At 39.3% G+C, this 15,523-nt stretch carries 19 protein-coding genes; all 19 read left to right on the top strand.

Annotated features, from left to right (window positions below; genetic code table 11):
• Positions 1-74: 74 nt before the first annotated feature.
• Entirely contained in the window at positions 75-689 is a 615-nt protein-coding gene (locus U9R83_RS25830; RefSeq protein WP_153252841.1) for a thymidine kinase, read from the top strand.
• Positions 690-827: 138 nt separating this feature from the next.
• Positions 828-1,895, top strand: a complete 1,068-nt coding sequence (gene prfA / locus U9R83_RS25825) for a peptide chain release factor 1 (RefSeq protein ID WP_013059820.1) — start codon at positions 828-830, stop codon at positions 1,893-1,895.
• On the top strand, positions 1,895-2,746 hold the full coding sequence (gene prmC / locus U9R83_RS25820) for a peptide chain release factor N(5)-glutamine methyltransferase (protein WP_049166301.1): 852 nt from the start codon (positions 1,895-1,897) through the stop codon (positions 2,744-2,746). Before prfA ends, prmC begins: the two co-directional genes overlap by 1 nt.
• A gap of 121 nt (positions 2,747-2,867) precedes the next feature.
• Positions 2,868-3,761, top strand: a complete 894-nt coding sequence (gene spoIIR, locus U9R83_RS25815) for a stage II sporulation protein R (RefSeq protein WP_049166300.1) — start codon at positions 2,868-2,870, stop codon at positions 3,759-3,761.
• 85 nt (positions 3,762-3,846) lie between these two features.
• Positions 3,847-4,293: a GNAT family N-acetyltransferase gene (locus U9R83_RS25810; RefSeq protein ID WP_014457757.1), complete on the top strand. Its 447-nt coding sequence runs from the start codon at positions 3,847-3,849 to the stop codon at positions 4,291-4,293.
• 192 nt (positions 4,294-4,485) lie between these two features.
• A complete protein-coding gene (locus U9R83_RS25805; RefSeq protein WP_014457758.1) occupies positions 4,486-5,526 on the top strand; it encodes an L-threonylcarbamoyladenylate synthase in 1,041 nt (346 codons plus the stop codon).
• A gap of 67 nt (positions 5,527-5,593) precedes the next feature.
• Positions 5,594-6,154: a manganese efflux pump MntP gene (locus tag U9R83_RS25800; RefSeq protein ID WP_013059815.1), complete on the top strand. Its 561-nt coding sequence runs from the start codon at positions 5,594-5,596 to the stop codon at positions 6,152-6,154.
• Between the two features lie 30 nt (positions 6,155-6,184).
• Complete coding sequence (locus tag U9R83_RS25795; protein ID WP_157876225.1) at positions 6,185-6,334, top strand: hypothetical protein; 150 nt, start codon at positions 6,185-6,187, stop codon at positions 6,332-6,334.
• Positions 6,335-6,384: 50 nt separating this feature from the next.
• Positions 6,385-6,813 (top strand): low molecular weight protein arginine phosphatase, encoded by a 429-nt coding sequence (locus tag U9R83_RS25790; protein WP_042991810.1) that lies wholly within the window; start codon positions 6,385-6,387, stop codon positions 6,811-6,813.
• Between the two features lie 81 nt (positions 6,814-6,894).
• On the top strand, positions 6,895-7,356 hold the full coding sequence (rpiB, locus tag U9R83_RS25785; RefSeq protein ID WP_042991811.1) for a ribose 5-phosphate isomerase B: 462 nt from the start codon (positions 6,895-6,897) through the stop codon (positions 7,354-7,356).
• Positions 7,357-7,391: 35 nt separating this feature from the next.
• Positions 7,392-7,943, top strand: coding sequence for a TIGR01440 family protein (locus U9R83_RS25780; protein WP_029319400.1), 552 nt, complete (start codon positions 7,392-7,394; stop codon positions 7,941-7,943).
• Positions 7,944-8,060: 117 nt separating this feature from the next.
• Positions 8,061-9,305, top strand: a complete 1,245-nt coding sequence (glyA, locus tag U9R83_RS25775) for a serine hydroxymethyltransferase (RefSeq protein ID WP_013059811.1) — start codon at positions 8,061-8,063, stop codon at positions 9,303-9,305.
• A gap of 213 nt (positions 9,306-9,518) precedes the next feature.
• Positions 9,519-10,148, top strand: a complete 630-nt coding sequence (upp, locus tag U9R83_RS25770; RefSeq protein WP_013059810.1) for a uracil phosphoribosyltransferase — start codon at positions 9,519-9,521, stop codon at positions 10,146-10,148.
• 22 nt (positions 10,149-10,170) lie between these two features.
• Positions 10,171-11,322, top strand: coding sequence for a non-hydrolyzing UDP-N-acetylglucosamine 2-epimerase (wecB, locus tag U9R83_RS25765; RefSeq protein ID WP_042991812.1), 1,152 nt, complete (start codon positions 10,171-10,173; stop codon positions 11,320-11,322).
• A gap of 67 nt (positions 11,323-11,389) precedes the next feature.
• Complete coding sequence (locus U9R83_RS25760; RefSeq protein WP_116739783.1) at positions 11,390-13,582, top strand: S8 family serine peptidase; 2,193 nt, start codon at positions 11,390-11,392, stop codon at positions 13,580-13,582.
• A 297-nt stretch (positions 13,583-13,879) separates the two neighbouring features.
• On the top strand, positions 13,880-14,101 hold the full coding sequence (locus tag U9R83_RS25755) for an AtpZ/AtpI family protein (protein ID WP_013085464.1): 222 nt from the start codon (positions 13,880-13,882) through the stop codon (positions 14,099-14,101).
• 6 nt (positions 14,102-14,107) lie between these two features.
• Complete coding sequence (locus U9R83_RS25750; RefSeq protein ID WP_013059806.1) at positions 14,108-14,479, top strand: ATP synthase subunit I; 372 nt, start codon at positions 14,108-14,110, stop codon at positions 14,477-14,479.
• Between the two features lie 18 nt (positions 14,480-14,497).
• A complete protein-coding gene (atpB, locus tag U9R83_RS25745; protein WP_013059805.1) occupies positions 14,498-15,208 on the top strand; it encodes a F0F1 ATP synthase subunit A in 711 nt (236 codons plus the stop codon).
• Positions 15,209-15,298: 90 nt separating this feature from the next.
• A complete protein-coding gene (gene atpE / locus U9R83_RS25740) occupies positions 15,299-15,511 on the top strand; it encodes a F0F1 ATP synthase subunit C (RefSeq protein ID WP_013059804.1) in 213 nt (70 codons plus the stop codon).
• Positions 15,512-15,523 lie beyond the last annotated feature (12 nt).

Raw genomic sequence — 15,523 nt, 5'->3', positions numbered from 1 at the left:
ACGTAGATTAAGTTAGTAGCGGTTCGCTCAGAAACGGAACGAGAAGAAGGGAGAGTCCCGCAGTGGTGTACGTAATGAAACAAAGCGGTTGGATAGAAGTAATTTGTGGCAGTATGTTTTCAGGGAAATCAGAAGAGTTGATTCGACGTGTGCGCCGTACGCAGTTTGCTAAACAAAAAGCACAAGTGTTCAAGCCTGCAATTGATAATCGATATAGCGAAGAAGCTGTCGTTTCACATAATGGTACATCTGTTATGGCTTATTCAATCTCGGCATCGCGCGATATTTTAAAGCGAGTAAATGAAGAGACAGACGTAGTAGCGATAGACGAAGTACAGTTTTTTGACACAGATATTTTAGAAATTGTTCAATCTTTAGCAGATCAAGGCTTTCGTGTGATCGTAGCAGGGTTAGACCAAGACTTCAAAGGTGAACCTTTTGGACAAATGCCGCAGTTAATGGCCATTGCAGAATCGGTAACAAAGCTACAGGCCGTGTGCGCTTCATGTGGCTCTCCTGCGAGTCGTACGCAGCGTTTGATTAACGGTGAGCCTGCTTCTTATGACGACCCTATCATTTTAGTCGGTGCGTCTGAATCTTACGAACCAAGATGTCGTCATTGCCACGTTGTGCAAAAGTCCAAAGGACAAGCTGTGTCTGTGGACTCAAGCGAAATGGTCGAAAAATAAAGCAAGAATTTTATGATGATAAAAACAGAACGCGCAGTTCTGTTTTTTTGTTCATATACGTGTATTAACAAGGTTTTGACTCTATTTTAAAGCTATACTATAATTACAATGTTATGGATAAAGAATGAGGTGAATGACGTGTTTGATCGTTTAGAAGCGGTAGAGGCGCGCTATGAGAAGTTAAACGAACTTCTGAGTGACCCTGAGATCGTAAACAACCCCTCTAAGTTGAGAGAATATTCGAAGGAACAATCAGATATACAACAAACGGTAGCCGCTTATCAGGAATACAAAGATGTAAAAGAGCAGTTATCAGAAGCGAAAACGATGCTTGAAGATAAGCTTGATGCAGATATGCGTGACATGGTAAAAGAAGAAATTGCCGAGTTAGAAACGCAGCAAGAAGAGCTAGTTGAAAAGCTACGTATTTTATTAATTCCAAAAGATCCAAACGATGATAAAAACGTAATCATGGAGGTTCGTGGAGCGGCTGGTGGAGATGAAGCAGCATTATTTGCAGCTAACTTGTACCGCATGTATTCGCGCTTTGCTGAATCACAAGGCTGGAAAACAGAAGTAATGGAAGCAACGACTACTGGAGTAGGCGGTTATAAAGAAATCATCTTTATGATTAACGGTAAAGGTGCGTACTCAAAGATGAAATTTGAAAACGGTGCACACCGTGTTCAACGCGTTCCTGAAACGGAATCAGGCGGTCGTATTCATACATCTACAGCAACGGTAGCATGTCTTCCTGAAGCAGAAGAAGTCGAAGTGGACATTCATGAAAAAGATATCCGTGTAGATACATTTGCTTCAAGTGGACCTGGAGGTCAAAGTGTTAATACGACGATGTCAGCCGTTCGTTTAACGCATTTACCAACAAATACAGTGGTATCATGTCAAGATGAAAAGTCTCAGATTAAAAATAAAGAAAAAGCAATGAAAGTATTGCGTGCTCGCGTGTACGATAAGTTCCAGCGAGAAGCACAAGCAGAGTACGATGCAACGCGCAAACAAGCAGTTGGATCAGGAGATCGCTCTGAGCGTATCCGTACGTATAACTTCCCGCAAAATCGCGTAACGGACCATCGTATTGGTCTGACGATTCAAAAGTTAGATCAAATCTTAGAAGGCAAGCTTGATGAAATTATCGATGCATTAGTAATGGAAGACCAAGCGCGCCGAATGGAAGATTCGAACTAATGAAAGTATTTGAAGCCCTTAAGTGGGCTTCTTCTTTTTTGAAAGAGGCAAAGCGAGATGAAAACGCGGGAGAACTCTTGCTTCGCCATCACTTACAAATGACGAGAACTCATTTGCTAGGTTCTTTGCAGGAAGAACTAGAAGAAGAAATTCTAAAAAGATTTGAACAAGATGTCCATGCTCATAAAGCAGGGATGCCTGTACAATATCTCATCGGGACAGAAGAATTTTACGGGCGTTCATTTATTGTAAACGAACATGTATTAATTCCAAGACCCGAAACGGAAGAGCTGGTATACGGAATGATTTCTCGAATAAAAAAAGAATTTCAACACCAGCCTATTGAGCTTGTAGATATTGGAACGGGAAGTGGGGCAATTGCTATCACTTTGGCCCTCGAACTTAACAGAGTAGATGTTATAGCAACAGATATAGCTACGGAATCTCTAAATGTAGCCAAGGAAAATGCTCAAAATCTAGATGCTGATGTCAAGTTTATACAGGGAGATCTATTACAACCATTTCTATCATCGAAGCAGAAATTTGATGTGATTGTGTCTAATCCACCTTATATTCCAGCAGATGATGAGTTGTCCACAGTGGTAAAAGATCATGAGCCAAATCGAGCTCTTTTTGGGGGAAAAGATGGCCTGGATTTTTATCGACGTTTTATGGAAGAGCTGCCATACGTGACGAAGCCAAATACTATTATTGGATTTGAAGTCGGGGCCGGACAGACAAAAGATGTAGCTGAGATGCTGCAAAAAACGTTTCCGACAGCTTTTGTAGAATGTGTATATGATATTAATGGAAAAGATCGAATGGTATTTGCACAACTTCGTGAGCACTAAAAAAATCAGAGGGAATGATTTTCCCTTTGATTTTTGAAAATCATGCATTTTTTTACTAAATTACTAGTTTAAGATATCTTGCTTTCGGCCATACTGTTCCTATGAAAGGGCGGTGGCCGAAATGAAGAAATATGCTATCATTTATTTTATTTTATTAATTATTGGAGCAAATGCTCAACTTATATATACACATAACCAAGTGCAGGCAGATCAGCCTGCAGTCATTCCAGACGAGGCAATTCGACTGCGCATTTTAGCAAACAGCGACGGTGAAAAAGATCAGTACGTAAAACGTCTGATTCGTGACCGCGTGAACGAACAAATCACAGAATGGGTAAAAGATTTAACATCTGTAACTGTAGCTCGAAAAACAATTAAAGAAAATTTGCCGGCGCTTGAAACAATTGCGAAAGAAGTGCTAAAAGAAGAAGGCGTAAATGAATCTGTTCATGTTAAATTCGGAAAAGTAGAGTTTCCTACTAAGTTGTACGGTCAGTTTTTATATCCAGCAGGTGAGTATGAAGCCGTGCTTATTACTCTTGGCAAAGGAGAGGGAGCAAACTGGTGGTGTGTACTATTCCCTCCTTTATGCTTCTTAGATTTCTCAAACGGTGAAGCGGTAAAGGCGCCAGAACCATCTGAAGAAGAGCAAAAGGAAGAAAAAGAGAAACCAGCCGCTTCTGAATCAAAATCTGCAGACAAAACAGATGCCAAATCGGCTGAAAGTAAAGAACCCGCAGTGAAAACAGAAATTCAATCGGCAACTATTACATCGGATTCTATTGAGGAGAAAGCTGAGGAACCTTCTCAACCAACAATATCTTCTAAAGAAGCAATTGCAAAAGATACAATCGGCACAGTAAAGGAAGAAACAAGTGCTAAAGTTGAAAAAAAGGAAAGTAAAGAAGCTGAAAAGTCTGTTTCATCTAAGAAAAAAGCTGATTCTCAATCAAAAGAAGATTCTGTAGAAGTTAAGTTTTTTGTAGTAGAATGGGTATCGTCAGTATTTAATTAATAGAATCATTAAAAATAAAATTCAGTTCTACTTTTTTTAATCATCTCATAGATTTGTTACTAGAAAACAAGTTGAGGTGATTAAAATGAGAGAACAATTAAAAATTGCCAGTAAACATGATTATATCCGAATTCAACAGTTCTTACAAAAAGCGGGCATTAGCACAGCTGGCGTGGAAGAGCATATTCATCAATTTGTCATAATGGAAAATGAAGAAGGCGAGCTGCTAGCAACAGTTGGGTTTGAAAAAGAAGGTGTGGATGGAATTCTCCGCTCCCTTGTCGTATCACCTTCTTTAATGCAATCTGATATTCTGCTGCTATTTAAAAGCATCGTCCAGCTGGCTCAAAAGCATGGCGTGAAGCAACTATATTTACTAACAAATAAGGCATCTTCTCTGCATTTTTTTCAAATGATGAATTTTCAGCAAACATCTTACAGTGCACTGCCGGAGTTGTTAAAAGAACATTCTTATTTAAAAAAGTTACCAAACCCTCAGGATGTCTACGTGATGTTTTATGCAGCTAGTTAAAAGAAAATGTGGATAAATCATTTTAATGGAGTATCCACAATGTTATTCACAAAAATATAAGCTTTATCCACATTTTGTGGATAAAGCTTGTTTATTGATATAATGAACTCATGTATTTTACTACTTTTAATACATATTGTACTTTTAAAGTAAAAAAAACCTAGATATAGAAAGAAAAAGGAGTTGAAGAAGATGGAAACTAAGTTATGGGTTGTGGATAATTTTATGAACGAAAAAGATATTTATCCACAGATAGAAGAAGCGGCAGATTTGCTGCGCAATCACGAAGTAGTTGCTTTTCCTACAGAGACGGTGTATGGATTAGGAGGAGATGCCACATCAGATAAAGCTGTGGATAAAATTTTTGCAGCGAAAGGACGTCCTAGTGATAACCCTCTTATTGTTCATATTGGAGATAAAGAGCAGCTCCATACATTTGTAGAGTCGATTCCTTCAAAAGCAGAGAAAGTGATTGATGCTTTTTGGCCGGGCCCTCTTACAGTAATATTACCTAAAAAAGATCGAGTTTCAGATAAGGTTACGGCTGGTTTAAACAGCATTGCAGTGAGAATGCCATCACATCCGGTAGCCCTCGCATTATTAAAGAAAGTGGATTTGCCTATCGCAGCTCCTAGTGCAAATCTTTCCGGCAAGCCAAGTCCCACTCTAGCTCATCATGTGATGAATGATTTAGAAGGGCGTATTAGCGGAGTTGTGGATGGAGGAGCAACGGGGGTAGGAGTAGAGTCGACTGTCCTTGACTGTACCGAAGAGATTCCTATTATTTTACGTCCGGGCGGCATTACTCAGAAAGAGTTGGAAAATGTAATTGGTCCCGTAAAAGTAGATCGAGCGTTATTAAGTGATAAAGAAGCGCCAAAATCTCCAGGTATGAAATATACGCATTACGCACCTGATGCACCGCTTGTCATTGTTGACGGCAGTTCAGATTTTTTCCAATCTATTATTGATCGCTATAAAGATCAGGGTAAGCGAGTGGGGGTATTAACGACATCTGAACATGAAGATGCGTATAAAGCGGATGCGGTTATCACATGTGGATCTCGTTCAAATTTAGAGACGGTTGCTAGCCACTTATACGAGTCGCTTCGTTCATTTAATGAGTGTGATGTAGATATTATCGTTAGTGAAAGTTTTTCTGAAGAAGGAGTCGGTCATGCCGTTATGAATCGATTAATGAAAGCGGCAGGACATCATGTGATTAAGCAATAAAATTCATCTTCTAAACCTTTTCGAATGTGCATATTTTGAAATAGGAGCACGTCCGAGGAGGGTAAAGATGAATGTATCTCAGTTAATTAGTGAAATGATCACGTTAGTCATTATGGCGTTTGCCTTAGGAATGGATGCTTTCTCAGTTGGTTTGGGAATGGGGTTAATTCGTTTACGCTTTCGCCAAATTTTCTACATTGGTGTTGTTATCGGTGTATTTCATATTTGGATGCCACTGTTAGGCATGTTTATTGGACGACTATTGTCTGATAAACTTGGAATGTTTGCTACCTATGGCGGTGGGATTTTATTGCTGATTCTTGGAGCCCAGATGATTTATTCCTCCTTTAAGCATGACGATACGCCGTTTATCAAACCAGTTGGCTTTGGACTGTTATTTTTTGCGCTCAGCGTGAGTCTAGATAGTTTTTCTGTTGGACTTAGCTTAGGTATTTTTGGGGCAAGAACGTTTTTGACCATTATTGTTTTTGGCGTAGTGAGTATGCTATTAACTTGGTTAGGACTGCTGCTAGGCAGAAGAGTACAAGGCTGGCTTGGTTCATATAGTGAGGCGCTGGGCGGGAGCATTTTATTAGCTTTTGGCATCAAATTGTTACTACCTTTTTAACTATATATAAATTGGTAAGGGGTCATGACCATGCAGGTTATGGTCTTTTTTTGCTTCTTTTGGATTGTAGCGATAAAAGAAGGAAAGCGAAGTCGTTTTTTCGAGATGGATGAAGCGGTAATGGATAAAAAATACCCAGAAAAGCGAACTGGATTTATGCAAGCAATAGAGATACAATAGGGTGGAATGTCAACATAGTCGAACATAGTGAAAGCAAGGGAGGATGTATCTTGAAAAACATCTTATTTGTATGTACAGGAAACACGTGCCGCAGCCCTATGGCAGAAGCGTTGCTCAAAGCTAAAGAGATAGATGGAATAAACGTGAAGTCTGCAGGTGTATTCGCTTCAAATGGAAGCGAAGCTTCTGTTCATGCACAAGTTGCCCTTCAACAGAAAGGTATAGCTTGTTCTCATGCTTCGGCAGCATTAACGGAAGAACAATTGATGTGGGCTACTTATATTTTTACGATGACGGAGCAGCATAAAATGCTGATTTTGAACCAAGCTCCATACGTAAGTGATAAATTGTTTACACTAAAAGAATTTGCCGACGAGCAAGGTGAAGTATCTGATCCGTTTGGAGGATCATTACGGACGTACGAACAGACTTTAGAAGAGTTAGAGCGTATGATTAACAAAATAGTCGACAAATTATAAAAGGTCCCATAAATTTTTGCTGACTTAAAATGAACAGAAACTTAATATAAGACGAAGGTTATGTATGAGGAGGAAACAAAGATGAAAGTAGCTATTGCATCTGACCACGGCGGTATAAATTTGCGACAGGAAATTATCTCTTTAATGGAAGAATTAAATATTGAATATGTGGATTTAGGGTGTGAATGCTCAACATCTGTCGACTATCCGGATTATGCACTTCCCGTTGCCCAAAAAGTGGCGAGCCAAGAAGTAAGCCGAGGCATTCTTATTTGTGGAACAGGTATCGGTATGAGTATAGCAGCTAATAAAGTAAAAGGAATTCGCTGCGCTCTAGTGCATGATACATTCAGTGCAAAAGCAACAAGAGAACATAATGATAGCAACATTTTGGCAATGGGTGAACGTGTCATTGGGCCGGGACTTGCACGTGAAATTGCGAAAATTTGGTTAATGACGGAATTTGAAGGCGGTCGCCATGAAAATCGCGTGAATAAAATTAAACAGTATGAGCAGCAAAGCGATGCAACAGTAACTGTATAATGTGAACGTATTCAATGAAAGAAAGGAAGAAAAACGTGTCTGAACTTACGAAATGGAAAGAGCAGTTGGAAACAGTTTTATCTGATTTTTTAGCGCAAGTGCAGTTGTCTTCAGAACATACACTTGTCATTGGATGCAGTACAAGCGAGGTAATTGGTGAAAAAATAGGAACCGCAGGCGCAATGGAAGTCGCAGAAATGATTTTTGATACACTAGCAGATTTTCGAAAAAAAACGGGTGTCCACTTAGCATTTCAATGCTGTGAACATCTCAATCGAGCACTGGTAGTAGAAAGAGAATTAGCTCGTAAAGAGCGGTTAGAAATCGTTAGTGTTGTTCCTATTCATAAGGCAGGCGGAGCGATGGCTACACAGGCCTATGGCCAGCTTAAAGATCCTGTTTTGGTAGAGTTTATTAAAGCTGATGCCGGTATTGATATTGGAGATACATTCATTGGTATGCATTTAAAGCATGTTGCAGTACCCGTTCGTTGTACGTTAAACGCAGTTGGACACGCTCATGTTACTGTAGCAAAGACGCGTCCAAAACTAATTGGTGGAATGAGAGCGTTTTACGAACTTTCGTAATTAAATATATTAAAATAATACACATTTTTTCTTTTTTATTCTAAATAAATCATGTTACAATGTAGTTGAATCAACAAATAACGAACATTGCGAATACGAAACGAGGAGAGGATTTTGATGGAGAAACAACTAATGCAACAAGATCCAGCAGTTTATAATGCGATCAAGGATGAATTACAAAGACAACGTACTAAGATTGAGCTAATTGCTTCAGAAAACTTTGTAACAACAGCGGTAATGGAAGCACAAGGTTCAGTTTTAACAAATAAATATGCTGAAGGCTATCCAGCTAAACGTTACTACGGCGGTTGTGAACACGTGGACGTAGTAGAAGACTTAGCTCGTGATCGTGCAAAAGAAATTTTCGGAGCAGAGCACGTGAACGTTCAACCTCACTCAGGTGCACAAGCAAACATGGCTGTATACTTCACTGTTTTAGAAGCTGGAGACACAGTACTAGGTATGAATTTATCGCACGGCGGTCACTTAACGCACGGAAGTCCTGTTAACTTTAGTGGTGTTCAGTACAATTTCATCGAATATGGCGTAGATCGTGAAACACATCGTATTAACTACGATGATGTATTAGAAAAAGCTCGTACACATAAACCAAAATTAATTGTGGCTGGTGCAAGCGCATATCCACGCGCAATCGACTTCAAGCGTTTCCGTGAAATCGCTGATGAAGTAGGGGCTTATTTAATGGTAGACATGGCTCACATTGCTGGTCTAGTAGCTGCAGGACTTCATCAAAATCCTGTGCCACATGCTCATTTCGTTACAACTACAACACATAAAACACTGCGCGGACCACGCGGCGGTATGATTTTATGTAAAGAAGAATTCGCGAAAAAGATTGATAAGTCAATCTTCCCTGGTATTCAAGGTGGTCCATTAATGCACGTTATCGCTGCCAAAGCAGTAGCGTTTGGTGAAGCATTACAAGATGAATTTAAGCACTATGCTCAAAATATCATCGACAATGCTAATCGTTTAGCAGAAGGATTAAAGAAAGAAGGATTTGCTCTTGTATCTGAAGGAACAGACAATCATCTTGTGTTAATCGACGTAAGCTCAATGAATTTGACAGGTAAAGTAGCTGAAAAAGCACTTGATGATGTAGGTATTACAACAAACAAAAATACAATTCCTTATGATGAGCAAAGCCCATTTGTAACAAGCGGTATTCGTATTGGTACAGCTGCGGTTACAACTCGCGGATTTGGCTTAGAAGAGATGGATGAAATTGCTTCTATCATCGGATTAACGCTTAAAAATATTGAAGATGAAGAAAAGTTAGCTGAAGCTAAAACACGCGTTGAAGCTTTAACAAGCAAGTTTGAAATGTATAAATCGCTCTAAGAGAGACAGGCCTTTGTGCCTGTTTTTTTATGGAGAAAGTGGTAGCAATTCAATCATTTTTTGAATAATGCTTGAACTCAAAAACTTTTTTCTGTAAAATGAATGCAATGTATAAATTTAATTAGCAAGAGATATGTTTTTACTAGTACGTACCATTCAATTCGTTGAATGGTATTTTAATGTGTACATCTTTATATATAAGGAGAGATATCAATGGGCAAAGTATACGTATTTGATCACCCGCTTATTCAACACAAATTAACTTACATACGCGATGTAAAAACGGGAACGAAAGAGTTTCGTGAATTAGTTGATGAAGTGGCAAGCTTAATGGCTTTTGAAGCGACACGTGATTTACCGCTAGAAGACGTTGAAATTGAAACACCGGTTTGCAAAACAAAGTCAAAAGTTATTGCAGGGAAAAAGCTTGGTATCGTTCCAATTCTTCGTGCTGGTATCGGCATGGTAGATGGATTTTTAAAACTAATGCCAGCTGCTAAAGTTGGACACGTTGGCTTATATCGTGATCCAGAAACATTACAGCCTGTTGAATATTATGTAAAGCTACCTAATGATGTAGAAGAGCGTGACTTTATTGTAGTAGATCCTATGCTTGCAACAGGAGGGTCAGCTGTAGAAGCAATCAACTCTCTTAAAAAAAGAGGCGCTAAAAACATTAAATTTATGTGTTTAATTGCTGCTCCTGAAGGCGTGGAAATCGTAAAAGAAGCACACCCTGACGTAGATATTTACATTGCGGCATTAGATGAAAAATTAAATGACCATGGATATATTGTTCCAGGTTTAGGTGATGCAGGAGATCGTTTATTCGGTACAAAATAATTTGTAGATTCGGGTGATGAACATGAAGCAGCCAATTAAAGTAATGACGATATTCGGGACAAGACCAGAAGCAATTAAAATGGCCCCTCTAGTGCTGGAGCTTAAAAAGCGACCGGAGGAGTTCGAAGCGATTGTTACAGTAACGGCTCAGCACCGTGAAATGTTAGACCAAGTATTGAGCATTTTTGACATTCAGCCTGACTATGATCTTAACATTATGAAAGATCGCCAAACCCTTATGGACGTAACGACCAGAGGATTAGAAGGTTTGGACGACGTAATGAAAAAAGTAAAGCCGGACATCGTACTTGTACACGGCGATACAACTACGACGTTTATTGCCGGACTGGCAGCTTTTTATAATCAAATTCAGGTGGGACATGTTGAAGCAGGTTTGCGCACATGGAATAAATATTCTCCATATCCGGAAGAAATGAACCGTCAGCTTACAGGCGTTCTCGCTGATTTGCATTTTGCTCCAACCGATAAGTCTGCAGCTAATTTGCAAGCAGAGAATAAAAAAGAAGAGCGAATCTTCGTGACTGGAAACACAGCTATCGATGCGTTAAAAACGACAGTAAAAGAGACATATGAGCATGAAGTGTTAACGAAATTGGGAGATGATCGTCTTATTTTATTAACGGCGCATCGCCGCGAAAATTTAGGCGAACCAATGAAAAACATGTTCCGTGCTGTTAAACGTATTGTGGATGAACATGAAGATGTGCAAGTTGTGTATCCTGTTCATTTAAATCCGGTAGTTAGAGAAACAGCAAACGATATCTTAGGAAATGACTCACGCATTCATTTAATTGAACCGTTAGACGTAATTGACTTCCATAACTTCGCTGAGCGCGCTCATATTATTTTGACAGATTCGGGTGGTGTTCAAGAAGAAGCTCCTTCATTAGGCGTACCTGTATTGGTACTTCGTGATACAACAGAGCGACCGGAAGGAATTGAAGCAGGGACGCTCAAACTAGCAGGAACGGAAGAAGAAACGATTTATGCGCTAGCAAAAGAGCTGTTAATAGATGAAGACGTATATAAGCAAATGTCACAAGCATCGAATCCTTACGGAGACGGCTTAGCTTCTAAACGCATTTGTGATGCTATTAGCTACTATTTCAACCGTCGTGAAAACAGACCGGAAGCTTTTAATCCGCTTTCGTAAGATTTCTAAACACCTTTCACATGAAAAGTGTCTCTTTGAGACACGATAGTGTGAGAGGTGTTTTTTTATGTGGATTAAATGGTTAATGATTAGCTTTATATTAGGAAGCGGGGGAGGGCAAATGTCGCTCGATCCCACATTTCCTTCTATAAAACAAGAAATGAATCATCAGGAAAAATCAATAATTGTCATGATTGAAAAAGAAAAATTCGCGAAATTTAAAAGTCAGCTACAAAAAAATTATCCTAATATAAAGATTAAAAGCGAATTTCACACGGTGTTTACAGGACTTTCGTTAAACGGCTCCATCTCGGATTTGGAAAAACTATCTCATAATCCTTCTATTATTAGTTCACATTCTATTAAAAACTACCAGGTTGCAGAAGAAAATAGCGTAACGTTCATTGGCTCAGAACAGGTAAGAGGCTTGTTTGATACTCACAATCAGCGCTTAACAGGAAAAGGAATCAAAGTAGGCGTTATCGATACGGGGGTTGATTATTCTCACCCTGATTTAAAACAAACCTACAGAGGGGGGTACGATGTAATAGATGAAGATTATGAGCCGATGGAAACCACTCGGGAGCAAGGAGAGCCTACTCTGCATGGCACTCATGTAGCTGGTATTATTGCAGCAAACGGAAATGTTAAAGGTGTAGCACCTCAAGCGGAGATTTACGCATACCGAGCTCTTGGACCAGGAGGGGCTGGAACGTCTGAAAGTGTGATTCTAGCTATCGAAAAAGCAATTCAAGATGATGTAGACATTATTAATTTATCATTAGGAAATGATGTGAATGGCCCTGATTTACCAACAAGCTTAGCGTTAGATCGAGCTGTTGAAAAAGGAATTGTAACGGTCACATCTAGCGGCAATTCAGGTCCAGGTTTATGGACCGTGGGCTCTCCGGGTACAGCGGGAAAAGCTATTTCGGTTGGCGCTTCTGTTTCCCCGACAACAGTTCAATTTCTAACAATCGGATTTAACAAAGAAAAAATTATGATGGCGCCAGTAGAAGGGTCTCGTCCATGGACGTTTAATCAAACGCTGCGTGTAATAAATGAAGAATACTCCAAAGAGCAAAAGCATGCGTTGGGCAACGTCATTTTGCTAAAAGCAGAAGGCAATGCGGTTGAAAAAAAGATTAAACAAGCTGAACAGGCAGGAGCAAAAGCCGTTATTTTATATAGTCCGACTGAAAAAAGCATAATCGGTAAACTAAAAGATTCAGTAAATATTCCAGTGATATGGGTAAGTAAAAAAAGCGGTGATACCATTAACCAACACATTCAGTCTCAACAACCATACTTACGCACTGGCAAGCAAGTGGTGCAAGACTTACTCACATCTTTCAGTTCAAGAGGGCCTGTAACGACTACTTGGGGAATCAAGCCGGACGTTGTCGCACCTGGTTACTTCATTAATAGTACAGTTCCTGGAGGATATGAACGCATGCATGGCACGAGTATGGCTGCGCCCCATGTAGCTGGAGCGTGCGCCCTTATTTTACAAGCTCACCCGAACTGGTCTCCTGAACAAGTCAAAGCTTCATTGATGAACACAAGTAAAGTAATGGAGCAGCTAAACGGTCAAACGTATCGCGTATATGAACAAGGAGCCGGGAGAATTCAAATAGCAAAAGCTGTCACAGCAGACTCTTTGTTTTATCCATCTTCTTTATCTTTCGGTATTTTTACGCGCCCATCAAAGAAAGTCTTATCATTTAAAATTGATAACCAGTCTGGTAAAGCAAAAACGTATCGCTTAAACGTTCCAAAAAGGGATGAAGGAGTGAACTGGGATGTTCCATTACCCGTCACGGTGCAGCCCCATCAGACAAAAGAAATAGCTGTCACTTTATCGGTGCAGCCCCGTTTTAAAAATAAAGGTATATATGACGGATATTTGGAAATAAATGATTCACGTGAAACATTTTCGCTTCCTTATATGTACATGGTTAGCATTCCAGATTATCCTCGTGTCATGGGATTGCAAGTAGCAGCGGAAAAAGAGAAAAATACGTATAGCTATGAACTGTTTTTGCCTGAAGGAGCAGATCAGTTAGGCGTTGCTCTTTTTGATAAGCAGTCTTTACAGTTTGTGTCGTATTTAGATGTTGACGTTGATGTAGAAAGAGGCATGAGAAAACGAAAAATAACGATTGATGAATCGCTTGTACCAGGGGTGTACCAAATATTTGCATTTGTGAAAAAGCATAGACAAGAGCAGGTTGTACACAGTACAATAACGATTGAATGAACCTCTTTAAATGTTTTCATTTGAAGAGGTTTTATGTGTGGCAGAAATGTGAACAATAAGAAGAGATTGTGAAGTTTTTAGCTTAAACACATTGACATTAAATATACGCTATTGTATGCTTACAGGGAATATAAATGATAAGGTTTTCAACCTGTGAAAACCGTTGATATTTCTGCGTATTTTATTAGCTGTTTTTACCTTTTTTAGCAATTTTTTTTGCCTTTCTATCATATATTGAGCTATAAAAACGATAGAGAATTCGGAAAAAAGAAAATTTTGCAAAAGGGGTATGAGCTTATGAAAGATCGCAACCGTCATCCTTTGCAAGCGATGGCATTAGTGTCAATCATTCTATCACAGTTAGCAGGTTCAGTCTTAATTGGCTTATTCTCTGGAAGATGGGCTGATCAATGGCTTGACACCGAACCACTATTTTTGATTTTAGGCCTTCTTTCAGGGCTAGCAGCAGGTGTTTTTATGATGCTGCGGACAGTCCACCATTTTTTTTCAGGAGATTAATAATTCATGCAGGATTTGCAGCACGTTTTTCCAAGACTTCGTTCATACATATTGTATTTGTTAGCATTATACGTTCTCGGCTGGGGATTTACAAGTTATAAGGCTGTTTTTGCAGGTTTAATTTTAGGAACCGCCCTGAGTTTGTATAATTTGTGGAACTTAGTAAGAAAGTTTGAGCAGTTTGGACAGGCGTTGGATGAGGGGAAAAAGCCCCGTTCAATTGGTACTGTTGTAAGATTTGCAACAGCTGCTCTCGCAGTTGTGATTACCATCTCTTATCCAAAAACCTTTCATATTATTAGTGTAGTTGTGGGATTAATGACGTATTATGTTGTCATTATCATAGATTTAGTTGTTCAAAATATGCGTAGAAGATAGAAAGAGAGGTGAACACAGTTGGGTCATGAATCACCAACTATAGAGTTTCTAGGCCTTACTTTTAGTCAAAGTAACTTGCTTATGGTTACCGTAGCTTCTGTTATTGTATTCTTAATTGCAGTTTTATGTACTCGTACTCTTGCTATGAAGCCAAGCGGTGCACAAAACTTTATTGAATGGGTCTTAGATTTTGTTAAAGGACTCGTTAATAGCAATATGGATTGGAAAACAGGTGGCCGCTTTTTGACGCTAGGTGTAACTTTACTTATGTACATTTTTGTGTCAAATATGTTGGGTCTTCCATTTGCCATCGTGATTGACCATAACTTATGGTGGAAATCGCCAACCGCTGATCCAGCAATTACGCTGACGTTAGCCGTTATGGTAGTTGTACTATCACATTATTATGGTATTAAAATGCGAGGTTTCTCTGCATACACGAAAGATTACTTCAAGCCAATGGCATTTTTATTCCCGCTTAAGATTATCGAGGAGTTTGCCAATACGTTAACGCTTGGCCTTCGTCTTTACGGTAATATTTATGCTGGGGAAATTTTGTTAAGCTTGCTAGCTGGTTTAGCAACAACAGGCTTCCTAGGTACAATTGGAGCTGCTATTCCAATGCTTTTATGGCAAGGATTCAGTATTTTTGTAGGCGCAATTCAGGCCTTCATTTTCACAATGTTAACGATGGTTTATTTATCTCACAAAGTGAGTAGCGACCATTAATTTATAAAGCTTTGTTCAAGTAATACCCAATTTGGACAAAACAAAACTTAGTTAAACAAAATCATATATATTAAGGGAGGACTTTATAAAATGGGTTTAATAGCATCTGCAATTGCGATTGGTTTAGCGGCACTAGGTGCTGGTATTGGTAACGGTCTTATCGTTTCTAAGACGATTGAAGGCACAGCTCGCCAACCAGAAGCACGTGGTACATTAACTTCAATGATGTTCGTTGGGGTTGCCTTAGTTGAGGCGCTTCCAATTATCGCCGTAGTTATTGCATTCATGGTACAAGGTAAATAATAATGTGTTACA

This window comes from Priestia sp. LL-8, assembly GCF_036227845.1.
GTDB classification, from domain to species: domain Bacteria; phylum Bacillota; class Bacilli; order Bacillales; family Bacillaceae_H; genus Priestia; species Priestia zanthoxyli.
Note: the sequence above shows the minus strand (reverse complement) of the source record. Positions and strands in the feature narration are given on the sequence as shown.

Excerpts from the sequence above, each read along its gene's own strand:
- U9R83_RS25810 (WP_014457757.1), top strand. The coding sequence starts at position 3,847 with ATGAGAGAACAATTAAAAATTGCCAGTAAACATGATTATATCCGAATT.
- U9R83_RS25830 (WP_153252841.1), top strand. The coding sequence starts at position 75 with ATGAAACAAAGCGGTTGGATAGAAGTAATTTGTGGCAGTATGTTTTCA.
- glyA (WP_013059811.1), top strand. The coding sequence starts at position 8,061 with ATGGAGAAACAACTAATGCAACAAGATCCAGCAGTTTATAATGCGATC.
- wecB (WP_042991812.1), top strand. The coding sequence starts at position 10,171 with ATGAAGCAGCCAATTAAAGTAATGACGATATTCGGGACAAGACCAGAA.
- rpiB (WP_042991811.1), top strand. The coding sequence starts at position 6,895 with ATGAAAGTAGCTATTGCATCTGACCACGGCGGTATAAATTTGCGACAG.
- U9R83_RS25800 (WP_013059815.1), top strand. The coding sequence starts at position 5,594 with ATGAATGTATCTCAGTTAATTAGTGAAATGATCACGTTAGTCATTATG.
- U9R83_RS25760 (WP_116739783.1), top strand. The coding sequence starts at position 11,390 with ATGTGGATTAAATGGTTAATGATTAGCTTTATATTAGGAAGCGGGGGA.
- U9R83_RS25805 (WP_014457758.1), top strand. The coding sequence starts at position 4,486 with ATGGAAACTAAGTTATGGGTTGTGGATAATTTTATGAACGAAAAAGAT.
- atpE (WP_013059804.1), top strand. The coding sequence starts at position 15,299 with ATGGGTTTAATAGCATCTGCAATTGCGATTGGTTTAGCGGCACTAGGT.
- upp (WP_013059810.1), top strand. The coding sequence starts at position 9,519 with ATGGGCAAAGTATACGTATTTGATCACCCGCTTATTCAACACAAATTA.
- spoIIR (WP_049166300.1), top strand. The coding sequence starts at position 2,868 with ATGAAGAAATATGCTATCATTTATTTTATTTTATTAATTATTGGAGCA.
- U9R83_RS25755 (WP_013085464.1), top strand. The coding sequence starts at position 13,880 with ATGAAAGATCGCAACCGTCATCCTTTGCAAGCGATGGCATTAGTGTCA.
- prmC (WP_049166301.1), top strand. The coding sequence starts at position 1,895 with ATGAAAGTATTTGAAGCCCTTAAGTGGGCTTCTTCTTTTTTGAAAGAG.
- U9R83_RS25795 (WP_157876225.1), top strand. The coding sequence starts at position 6,185 with ATGCAGGTTATGGTCTTTTTTTGCTTCTTTTGGATTGTAGCGATAAAA.
- U9R83_RS25750 (WP_013059806.1), top strand. The coding sequence starts at position 14,108 with ATGCAGGATTTGCAGCACGTTTTTCCAAGACTTCGTTCATACATATTG.